Raw genomic sequence first — 10,503 nt, 5'->3', positions numbered from 1 at the left:
TTTGCCACGGGCGGCCGGGGCGACCTTGGGGTCGCCGACGACTTGGTTGCCGCTCTGGAGTCGGGACATCTCGCCGGCGCCGCGGTCGACGTCACCGACCCCGAGCCGCTGCCCGCCACAAGCCCCCTGTGGGATGCGCCCAACATGCTCATCACACCGCATATCTCGGGCTGGTTCCACTTGGAGGCTACGCTCAACAATGTGGTCGACATTGCCGCAGAGAATCTGCGTCACCTGCAAGCCGGCGAAACTTTACGTTGTTGGATCGAACATTAGGGTTCCGCCGTTCTAACGAACGGCGGACCGGTCGACGCTGCGCGCCGCCCAGATCGACAATTTGTCATTCAAAAGGCAAGGCATGACCAGAAGGTCTATGCCTTGCCTTTTTCATGCCAACTTGTTCGCTCTGGACATCGCTCGCTGACGCTTGCTCAACCTGCGGTGTCATAACAATTCTGTCCAGCTGTTGGCATTGCGGCATTTGCCCAGATAAAGCCTGCCAAAATGAACCTGTCCCTTTTTGGTAGGTTTGGTGCAATGGGGTCAGGTTGGCTTGCGCCATACCGGTAGTTCTGTCTGCGACGCTCTCGCCAAAGTGATATCAAACATACATCTAGCGTTTTCGACACTTCGCTTATTAGAGCCAGTCCGTCTCCTCGTCATAGCGGTCCGAATAGGCGTTACGCTTGAGTTCTTCAGCACTCGTTGGTCGCGCCTTGGAAACGTCGACCCCTGACTCATGGCAAGCGGCGACGAACAGCTGTAAACCCCGATCAATAAGCTGAGCCCCACGCTCGGCCTTCATTTCTTCGGCTCGCATTTAGAGCTCTACGCTTTCGGCTCCGTTGATGGTTAGGTTGCGCTCGTAGAAGGCGGTGAGGGCGCGGATCGCGTACATCACGTCGCGCACGCCGCCGGTCTCGTAGCTTGAGTGCATGGCCAGCTGCGGCAGGCCCACGTCCACGGCGTGCATGCTCGCCTGCATGTTCGACAGGTTGCCGAGCGTGGAGCCGCCGGCCATATCACTCTTGTTGGCGAAGGCCTGCGTGGGCACATCGGCGTCATCGCAGATGGCCTGGAACACCGCGCGGCTAAAGGCATCGGTGCAGTAGTGCTGGTTGGCGGCTTCCTTAATGACAATGCCGCCGTTGAGCACGGCCTGGTTGCGAGCATCGCACTTCTCGGCGTGGTTGGGGTGCACGGCATGTGCGTTATCGCAGCTCACGAGCATCGAGGCGGCAAGCGCGCGATGGTACGACTCGTCGTCAAAGCCCAGCGAGCCGTTAATGCGGCGCAGTGCATCGGCCAAGAACGTCGACATAGCGCCCTGCTTGGTCTCGGAGCCAACCTCCTCGTTATCAAAGCAGCAGAAGACCGAGACGTCGTGCGCATTCTCGGCACCCAAAAATGCCTGCAGCGAGGTGTAGGCGCAGACCAGGTCGTCGAGCTTGGGCGTCGAGATAAACTCGTCGGCCCAGCCCCAAATGCGCGCATCCTGGCGATTGACCAGGAACAGATCGCGGCCCAAAATCTGCTCGGGCTCAACATCCAGCTCGTCGGCGATCAGGGCGTCAAAGTCGCCCTGTTTAAGGTCACCAGCGCTGATGAGCGGGCACAGGTCAACAGCTCGGTTGGGAGCAAAGCTCTCGTTAACGCCACGGTTCATGTGGATGGCAAGGCTCGGGATGATGGCGACTTCGCACTCGGTAGCGAGCAAACGACTCTCGATACGGTCGCCCTCGCGTACCAGCACGCGGCCCGCGAGTGCCAGCGGACGGTCGAACCAGGTGTAGTCGATCATGCCGCCGTAGGCCTCGGTGTTCAGGCGCAGCGTCTCGCCCGCGCCGTCAAGCTCAGGCACGGCCTTGACCTTAAACGTCGGCGAGTCGCTGTGCGACGCCGTCAGCTGAAAATGGTAGTCGCCGGCAACGCCGTCCTCGCCCCACGTCGCGGCCAGGTCCTCGCCCACCTTAAAGGCAACAACGCTCGAGGTGTTGCGCTGCGTGTAATAACGCCCGCCCGGCTCGATGTCCCACGCCGCATTCTCGGGCAGGTAGGTAAAGCCCGCCTCGTCGAGCTCGGCCATAATGGTCGCCGCCGTATGGAACATGCTGGGGCATGCCTCGATAAAGTCGATAAGGTCGTTGGCGGCCTCGATATCGTCGGCCGTCACATGCGCGCGCTCGGGCGTTTCCTGATCCGTCATGCTCTCCCCTTTCGCTGGGTTGATGGTCCCTTCCAGCATACCCCGCCGCGCCAGCGCCGCACTCTTCATTCCGTGTTTAATCCCGCGCCGCTCGCCAAGTTGAGCCATCGTGCCCGTGCACCTTTTGCGACAATTACGCTAACAGGACGAGAGGAGCCGTCATGAAGCCACGTAACATTGCCATCGCCTGCGGTGCCGCGGGAGTCGCCGTCGGCCTTGCCGCTGCCACCGGTATCGTTTATCACAAGCAAATCAAGTCCGCCGCGTCGCTCAAACGCTTGACTGACTACGCGGATAGCTATGACCTGTACGCAATCGACATCGCCTACGACTACAATCTTGATCGCATCATCGCCGCTGGCGTGCGCGACGACCAGGCCTACATCGATGCCGCGGTGGCGCAGGTGCTGCCCGGTGTGCCGGTACATGTCCAGGCGCCCCAGTTTGCCTGCAGCGCTTTTGTCGCCGTAGATGCCGAAGGCCGCGTGCGCACCGGTCGCAATTACGACTTTAAGGACGACACCTCGTCGCTGCTGGTGCGCAATCACCCACGCGGCGGCTATGCCTCCATCGGGTTTGCCGCCCTTAACAACCTGGGCGATAACACTCCGCTTGACTCCGTCGGCGGACGCGCCGCCGCACTCATGGGCCCGTTTGCCCAGCTCGACGGTGTTAACGAATGTGGCGTGTCCATTGCCGTACTCACTCTGGATTCCAAGCCCTGTGACCAGGACGCGCAACGCCCCGTCATCAATACCTCGCTCGCCATCCGTCTGGTGCTCGACCGTGCCGCCACCACGCAAGAAGCTGTCGACCTGCTTTCCGCCTACGACATGCACGCCATGGCAGGACGCGATTACCACTTCTTTATCAACGACGCCGCCGGTGACGCGCGCGTAGTAGAGTGGGATCCGCGCGATCCGGACCGTGCTTTCAAAGCGACTCCTGTACGCCAGGTTACGAACTTCTACGCCTGCTATGGCGACGAAGTACTGCCCAACCAAAAGAATGGCGAGCTGGGCCATGGTAAAGAGCGCGCCATCGCAATCGCCGATGTCCTTGACGCCCATGTCGGTGCCCAGGACGAGACAGTCGCTTGGAAGGCCCTACGCGCTGCAGCGCAAGAACCCAATCCGAAAGACATCACCAGCAATACGCAATGGTCGGTCGTCTTTGACAATACCGAGCCCGCTGCCGCCATCACGCTGCGCCGCCACTGGGGCGACGTCGACGCCTTTGCGCTGTAAGGAGCCAGGCCCGTCGACCTTACGTTCCCTGACGTTGCTTACATTTCCATACGCTTGAGCTAACACGTTTTACCCCCGTATCAACAGTGTGCGGGGGTAAACTTATGCGCATGTTATAACTTGCCCGGAAGGATTCATCATGCTTAGGATCGGTCTTCTTACCAGTGGCGGCGACTGCCAAGCGCTCAACGCCACCATGCGCGGCATCGTCAAAACGCTTATGACCAATAGCAAAGAACCTATCGAGATCTATGGTTTTGAGGACGGCTACCAGGGCCTTATCTACAGCAGGTTCCGCGTCATGACGCCCGCCGATTTTAGCGGTATCCTCACCCGCGGCGGCACCATCCTGGGCACGAGCCGCACACCGTTCAAGCGTCTGGATACCCCCGAGGCCGATGGTGTCGAGAAGGTGCCGGCGATGGTCCACACCTATCATAAGCTGCAGCTCGACTGCCTGTTTATGCTGGGCGGTAACGGCTCCACCAAGACCGCCAACCGCCTGCGCGAAGAGGGCCTCAACGTTATCGCCCTGCCCAAGACCATCGACAACGACACCTGGGGCACCGAGATGACGTTTGGCTTTACGAGCGCCATCGACGTCGCCACCAAGTGCATCGACGACATCCACACCACCGCCTCGAGCCACGGTCGCGTGTTCGTCATCGAGATCATGGGCCACAAGGTTGGCTGGATCCCGCTGTACGCCGGTGTCGCGGGCGGTGCGGACGTCATCCTGATCCCCGAGATCCCCTACAACATGGACAACGTCATCAAGACCATCGAGCATCGCATGGAGACCGGCAGCCGCTTTACCATCGTGGCCGTTGCCGAAGGCGCCATCTCCAAGGAAGACGCGGCGCTGCCCAAGAAGGAGTACAAGAAGAAGCTCGCTGAGCGCACGAGCCCGTCGATCGTCTACGACATCGCCAAGGAAATCGAGGCCAAGACCGGCCGCGAGACCCGCGTCGCCATTCCCGGCCACACGCAGCGCGGCGGCCAGCCCGACGCCCAGGACCGCATCTTTGCGACCCAGTGCGGCGTCGAGGCGGCACTGGGCTGTCTACGCGGCGAGTTTGGCTACATGATCGCCCTGCGTGACGGCAAGATGTGTCACATGCCGCTCGAGGATGTCGCCGGCAAGCTCAAGTATGTCGATCCCCAGAGCGATCTGGTGCGCGAGGCCAAGGCGTTGGGCATCAGCTTCGGCGACGAATAGCCTCGGCTGGAACCGCCCCATCGGAGGCCCCAGGGCTTACCTCCCAAATCGTCCTCGGACATGTCAGGACCCCGCTGCGCGCTTCGCGCGGCGGGGTCCTTCCGTCCTGCGGAAAGATTTGGGAGGCAAGCCCTGGGGCCTCCTGCGGTAACTGGGGAGGCCGAGGCTATTCGTCTTCTTGCTGCGGGTGTCTGGGGTAGGATGCGGCGTGCATTTTTGGGAGTATTCAGCAGCCGAGGGTGCCTGCATACTGGATTTTGGGCGAAAGGCAGGCACCATGGGCCGCGTTCTGTAAAAAATGACCAGCTCTTGAGGCATTGGGGGTCCAGGACCAGGGCATTCAGCACGGTTTTGTGCACCCGTTCCCGCGCCCGCGGACTCCGGGATGCTGAATACTCCGAAATTTGCACGGCGCCCCCTGGGTTACCCGTAGGCAAAAAGCAACCGCCCCGCCGAAATATGCAATCGGCGGGGCGGTTTATGCAAAAATGCGGTTGTGGTACATTACAGCTCGCTACAGCTTGAATCCCAGGCAGGTTACTCGGCGCTCTTGAGGGCGCCGACCATGTCGATCTTATTGAGAGTTCGGTTGGTGGCGAGGTTGACGATGATCGTAAAGCCAAAGGAAAGCAGCACGGCGAGCACGTAGCTTAGCGGCTCGACCTCAACGTCAAAGTACAGCGACGGCATCTGCAGGATGTACGTGAAGCTCTCGGCCAGCAAGCCACCCAGCGGCACGCCCAGCGCAGCGCCGATCGCCGTGAGGATCAACGTCTCCTTGTTGACGTAATGGTGCACCTCGCCACGGCGGAAGCCCAGCACCTTGATGGTCGCCAGCTCGCGTTCGCGCTCGGAGATATTCGTGTTGGACAGCGTAAACACCACCACAAACGATAGGCACGCCGCCATAAAGGTCACGAGCACCACGACGGAATTGATAATCGTAAAGTTCGCCTCGTAGTTCTCCCAATGCTCGGCCGTACTCGAAATCGTAAGCCAACCGTCGCTCTTAAGATTCTTGCTAAACGCAATCTGGTCGGCCGACGAGCCCTTGAGCAGCGCAAAGATGCCATTGAGGCGAACGCTGCGCCCAAACGCGCGCTCATAGGTGCTCTGCGTCATGTAAAGCGTGTTGCCCAGATAGTTAAGCGAAATGTCACTGACCTTGACCTTGGCGACGTTGAGTGACGAATCCTGGACGTGCGCCGTATCGCCCGGTTGAATCCCCAGCACCAGCTGTGAACTCTTACTCAGATACACGTCTCCGTCACGCAAAGACAGTGGCTCTTTGGACTCATCCTCAAGGCGAACATAGTCGTCCAGATCGTTCGTGCGGTCATCGGGCACCACGATCAGCTGCACGGTCTCGCTCTTTCCGCCGAATGTAAAGGTGACGTTGTCGGTCATGATCGGCAGCGTCGAAGTTACGGTCACACCGGAATCCTTGACCGCGCTTCGCTCGTCGAGCGCCGCGCACGTCTGCGAAAAATCGTCGGGATTGGCAACCGCCAGCAGGTCGTAGCGTGTGATGTGGCCGTACTGCTTGGGCGAAAGCGCGACCGACGTATCACGAATGCCCATGCCGCAGATCACGAGCGCCGTGCAGCCGGCGATGCCGAAGATGGTCATAAAGGCGCGCTTTTTGTAGCGGAACAGGTTACGCGCTGCCACCTTGTTCAAAAAGCCCATGCGGCGCCAGATAAATCCGATACGCTCGAGCAGAATGCGTGAGCCGGCACGCGGCGCCTTGGGGCGCATGAGCGAGGCAGGGGTCTCGGCCATCTCGTGGCGGCAGGCGATAATCGTGGCGCCCACCACGCCCACGGCAAACAGCGCCACCGAAACGATCGAGGACACGATGTCGTACGAAAGTAGCATCTGGGGCAGTGAGTACATGTCGTCGAACACCGTAAACAGGAACAGCGGCAGGCCCACAAATCCGATGATGTTGCCGAGCACGCCGCCGATCAGACAAGCCCACAGCGCATAGTCCACGTATTTGGACAGGATGCGCCCGCGCGAATAGCCGAGCGCCTTATACAGGCCGATGAGCGTGCGCTCCTCCTCGACCATACGCGTGGCGGTGGTGAGGCTGATGAGCACGGCGACGATAAAGAAGATGAACGGGAACACCGTGGCGATGGCCTCAATTGACGAGCTATCGCTCTCCACGCTCGAGTAGCTTGCGATATTGCCGCGGTCCTGGATGTACCAGGTGCATTCGCCCAGGTCAGAGAGCTCGGCGCGGGCATCGGCAAACTGCTGGTCGGCGGCGGCACGGCGCTGGTCCAGGTCGGCTTGCGCCTGCGCACGCTCGTCGCTGCCCTCTGCCATGCGGTTGATGTTGCCCTGTTCAATCCCAAAGAGCATATTCGTCTGGCGCTCAGCCGCATCTAAGCTTGCCGGCGTGTCGACTGTCAGCTCCTGAGCGCGCGCCTTCTCACGCTCCTCGCGGATCTTCTCGATATTGCCCTTGACCTTGTTGATCTTTGCCGCGTAGGCATCCGAATAGGAGTTGAGATCCTTGGCTCCCTCGACGATCACGTGGACAGCAGAGTAGGAAGAAGATGTCGCGGCGTCCTCGCTCACATAGAACTTATAGTCCGCCGCCGAAGCAGCGCGAAAGGCGTTGACTGTCGAGTCGGAGCTCACATCAGTGGGGTCGAGGACCTCGGCCGTAATGGTGTAATCGCCCGCGGCAAACTGGTCCTTGGCGCTTTGATTGGACGAGCTCGCGTCATTGGCGGCAAAACTCACCGTATCGCCGATTTTCTTGCCCGATGCCTTCAGGAACTTCGAAGTCACCGCGACTTCATCAGCGCTCTCGGGCAAATCGCCGTTCACGAGCACCGGCTGATCGATGTTCTCCTTGGAGAGACTCTGCACGACCACGCGCTCACGCGTTGTACCCACGGCGGTGTAGGCGGTCTCGGTGTAGATGCCCTCGGCCGTTTCGACGCCATCGACCTCTTGTATGGCGTCGAGATCATCGTCAGTCAGGCCATAGGTCGACTGCACGTTAATGTCATAGACATTTTGCTGGTCGAAGTAGGCATCAACCGAATCACACAGGTCCTCGCAACCCGCCTTAAGGCCGCACATCACGCTCACGCCAAGCGCGGTGATGACCACGATTGACAAGAAGCGCTTAAGACTGCCTCGGATTGTGCGGTAGATGCCACGGCGAAAAACCGTCGGCACCATATCGTTTGAGCTTTGGGCAGTGCGGTAGGTCGTAAAATCCTGCTCGCGCTCCGTGTTCTGCGCGTCGCGGCGTAGGCTGTTTTGGCGGTCTTGGTCCATGGGCGCTACCACTCGATCGTCTCGATAGGCACGGGATTTTGCTGGACCGTCTCGCTCTCCACGCGACCGTTCTTAAAGCGAATCAGGCGATCGGCCATGGGCGCGAGCGCGGAGTTGTGGGTGATGATGATGACCGTAATGCCCTGCTTGCGGCAAGTGTCCTGCAGCAGCTGCAAGATCTGCTTGCCGGTTTTATAGTCAAGTGCGCCCGTGGGCTCGTCGCACAAAAGCAGCTTGGGGTTCTTTGCCAGTGCGCGGGCAATGGACACGCGCTGCTGCTCGCCGCCCGAAAGCTGCGCGGGGAAGTTGGCGAGGCGCTCGCCCAGGCCAACCTGGCAAAGCGTTTGCTCGGCATCGAGCGAATCAGGGCAGATTTGCGCCGCAAGCTCAACATTTTCGAGCGCCGTCAGGTTGGGGACCAGATTGTAGAACTGGAAGACAAAGCCGACGTCGGCGCGGCGGTATTCCACGAGCTGCGCCTCGTTAGCGGAGCTCACATCGCGCCCGTCCACCGTCACGGTGCCGGAAGTCGCCGTATCCATGCCGCCCAGAATGTTGAGCGCCGTGGTCTTGCCGGCACCCGAAGCACCCAAAATGATGGCGAGCTCGCCGCGCTCGACCGTAAAGCTCGCGCCGTCGAGTGCGTGAATGCGGGCGTCGCCCTCGCCGTATGCCTTGATGACGTCTTTGAATTCGATATAAGCCATCGATCGGTTCCCATCTGGTCGGATAACTCTTTAGTATTACCCATTTCGCACCGACTAAAAAGGGACGGGTTTATTTTGGCAGGTTTTATATGGGGAAACGGCAGCTATAGATGAGGCGCCGGGGAGGCAGAGAAATCATCGATGGGGTCAGGCCGACCGCCAAACACAACGCACGCATCTCAATCTGTCAGCCAAATCATTCGAACAGCTGTTCGTTTCTATGATATGATTCCGCTATCTAAGCAGGCCAATACGCAGAAAGGCGGCCAACATGGCGTTCGACTTTAAGAAGGAATGCAAGGAGCTCTACAGACCTGCAAGCAAGCCGAGTATCATAACTGTCCCGCCTATGAGCTACGTTGCCGTTCGCGGAAAGGGCGACCCAAATACCGAAGGTGGCGAGTATCAAAATGCCCTGCCGCTGCTTTACGGCATCGCCTATACCGTCAAGATGTCAAAGAAAGGCTCAAGGAGTATCGAGGGCTATTTCGACTTTGTGGTACCGCCGCTCGAGGGCTTCTGGTGGCAAGACTCCCCGAGCGGCGACATCGATTATGTACGCAAGGACGATTTCAACTTTATCTCGTGCATCCGCCTGCCCGATTTCGTCACTCAGGATGACTTTGACTGGGCGGTCGCGGAAGCCACGGCCAAAAAGAAACTGGACTTTTCTGCCGTCGAGCTGCTTAAAGTTGACGAGGGTCTCTGCGTTCAATGCATGCATACCGGACCCTACGACAGCGAGCCGGCAACCGTAGACGCCATGCATGAATATGCGACCGAGCAGGGCTATGTCCCCGACTTCTCAGATACCCGTTTACATCACGAAATCTATCTCTCCGATCCACGCAAGTGTGCGCCGGAGAAACTTAAGACCGTGGTTCGTCATCCTATCAAGCGCGCTGAATAGCGTGGAGCGTCATTTCACGCGCTAGGTTTTAAGCCAGCCAACCAGCCGCCAACCAGCCGCCTCCTAGGCTGTCAAGCAATTATCTTGACGCGGCCCGTCGCATCTTATAAGTTTGTTTTGCTAAAGCTGGAAAGCCTCTCAACGATGCGCAACTCCAGCTCTTTTTCTATCAAGAGGCTTAATGAAATACCAGAAGTCGCAGATATCCATCAACGAACAAATAGCACTATTGACAGAAAACAAGGGTCTTAAGTGCTCTGATCAAAGCGAACTCGAGCGAGCTTTGGTCGAAGTCGGCTACTACAGGCAAAGCACTCGAACGCTACTCCTCGTACGCGCCCTCAAGCCGGAGCAGCCACTCCTTACGGTCGAGGCCGCCGGCATATCCGTTAAGCGAGCCGTCGGCCGCCACCACGCGATGGCATGGCACAATAATCGAAACAGGGTTGCGAGCGACCGCGGCCCCCACGGCACGGGGAGACACAACGGGTGTCTCATTTCCCGGCACACGATGTCGAGCAGCAACACGCTGGGCAATCTCGCCATACGTGGCGACCTCGCCACGCGGAATGGAAAGCAGCTCGTACCAAACTTCACGCTGAAACGCCGTACCGATCATATGCAACGGCGGCGTAAACCGAGGTTCCTGCCCTGCAAAATAAGCATTCAGCCAAGCCCAGGAACGCTCAAGCACCGAAGACGCCGCACCATTTGCAGGACTCACCGACGACATGCCGCCAGCACCAGAAACTGCATCGGCGCCTTCAACATGTTCAGGATCTTCTTTGAGAAGCGTGGAGCCAAAATGCTCCTGTCCCTCAAACCAAAGCCCCGTCAGACCGCGGCCATCAGCGGCAAGCAAGATTTCGCCCAAAGGCGAAGCAAACGTCGTCGTGACCACCAGCGGCTCC

At 59.3% G+C, this 10,503-nt stretch carries 9 protein-coding genes; 4 read left to right on the top strand and 5 right to left on the bottom strand.

Going from position 1 to position 10,503, the window contains the following annotated elements; translation table 11 throughout:
- Window positions 1-276: NAD(P)-dependent oxidoreductase (locus AB5202_RS06225; protein WP_368147496.1), on the top strand; the 276-nt coding region annotated here is incomplete at its 5' end.
- Window positions 277-340: 64 nt separating this feature from the next.
- Here the strand turns inward: AB5202_RS06225 and AB5202_RS06220 are convergent.
- Window positions 341-562: a hypothetical protein gene (locus AB5202_RS06220; RefSeq protein WP_368144369.1), complete on the bottom strand. Its 222-nt coding sequence runs from the start codon at window positions 560-562 to the stop codon at window positions 341-343.
- A 258-nt stretch (window positions 563-820) separates the two neighbouring features.
- Window positions 821-2,206 carry a M18 family aminopeptidase gene (locus tag AB5202_RS06215; RefSeq protein ID WP_368144370.1) on the bottom strand — a complete coding sequence of 462 codons (1,386 nt, stop codon included), beginning with the start codon at window positions 2,204-2,206 and terminating at the stop codon, window positions 821-823.
- 161 nt (window positions 2,207-2,367) lie between these two features.
- On the opposite strand from AB5202_RS06215, the gene AB5202_RS06210 reads away from it, so the two are divergent.
- Together AB5202_RS06210 and AB5202_RS06205 are read left to right on the top strand one after the other, a co-directional pair.
- Complete coding sequence (locus AB5202_RS06210; RefSeq protein WP_368144371.1) at window positions 2,368-3,453, top strand: carcinine hydrolase/isopenicillin-N N-acyltransferase family protein; 1,086 nt, start codon at window positions 2,368-2,370, stop codon at window positions 3,451-3,453.
- A 139-nt stretch (window positions 3,454-3,592) separates the two neighbouring features.
- A complete protein-coding gene (locus tag AB5202_RS06205) occupies window positions 3,593-4,672 on the top strand; it encodes a 6-phosphofructokinase (RefSeq protein WP_368144372.1) in 1,080 nt (359 codons plus the stop codon).
- Window positions 4,673-5,209: 537 nt separating this feature from the next.
- Here AB5202_RS06205 and AB5202_RS06200 read toward each other — a convergent pair.
- Window positions 5,210-7,975 carry an FtsX-like permease family protein gene (locus AB5202_RS06200; RefSeq protein ID WP_368144373.1) on the bottom strand — a complete coding sequence of 922 codons (2,766 nt, stop codon included), beginning with the start codon at window positions 7,973-7,975 and terminating at the stop codon, window positions 5,210-5,212.
- Between the two features lie 5 nt (window positions 7,976-7,980).
- Entirely contained in the window at window positions 7,981-8,682 is a 702-nt protein-coding gene (locus AB5202_RS06195) for an ABC transporter ATP-binding protein (RefSeq protein WP_138339534.1), read from the bottom strand.
- 271 nt (window positions 8,683-8,953) lie between these two features.
- Here AB5202_RS06195 and AB5202_RS06190 point away from each other — a divergent pair, with 271 nt between their 5' ends.
- On the top strand, window positions 8,954-9,592 hold the full coding sequence (locus AB5202_RS06190; RefSeq protein ID WP_117766548.1) for a GyrI-like domain-containing protein: 639 nt from the start codon (window positions 8,954-8,956) through the stop codon (window positions 9,590-9,592).
- A gap of 322 nt (window positions 9,593-9,914) precedes the next feature.
- On the opposite strand, the gene AB5202_RS06185 is transcribed toward AB5202_RS06190, so the two are convergent.
- Window positions 9,915-10,493: a methylated-DNA--[protein]-cysteine S-methyltransferase gene (locus AB5202_RS06185; RefSeq protein WP_368144374.1), complete on the bottom strand. Its 579-nt coding sequence runs from the start codon at window positions 10,491-10,493 to the stop codon at window positions 9,915-9,917.
- Window positions 10,494-10,503 lie beyond the last annotated feature (10 nt).

Source organism: Collinsella aerofaciens (assembly GCF_040915545.1).
Classification (GTDB): Bacteria; Actinomycetota; Coriobacteriia; order Coriobacteriales; family Coriobacteriaceae; genus Collinsella; species Collinsella aerofaciens_BE.
Note: the sequence above shows the minus strand (reverse complement) of the source record. Positions and strands in the feature narration are given on the sequence as shown.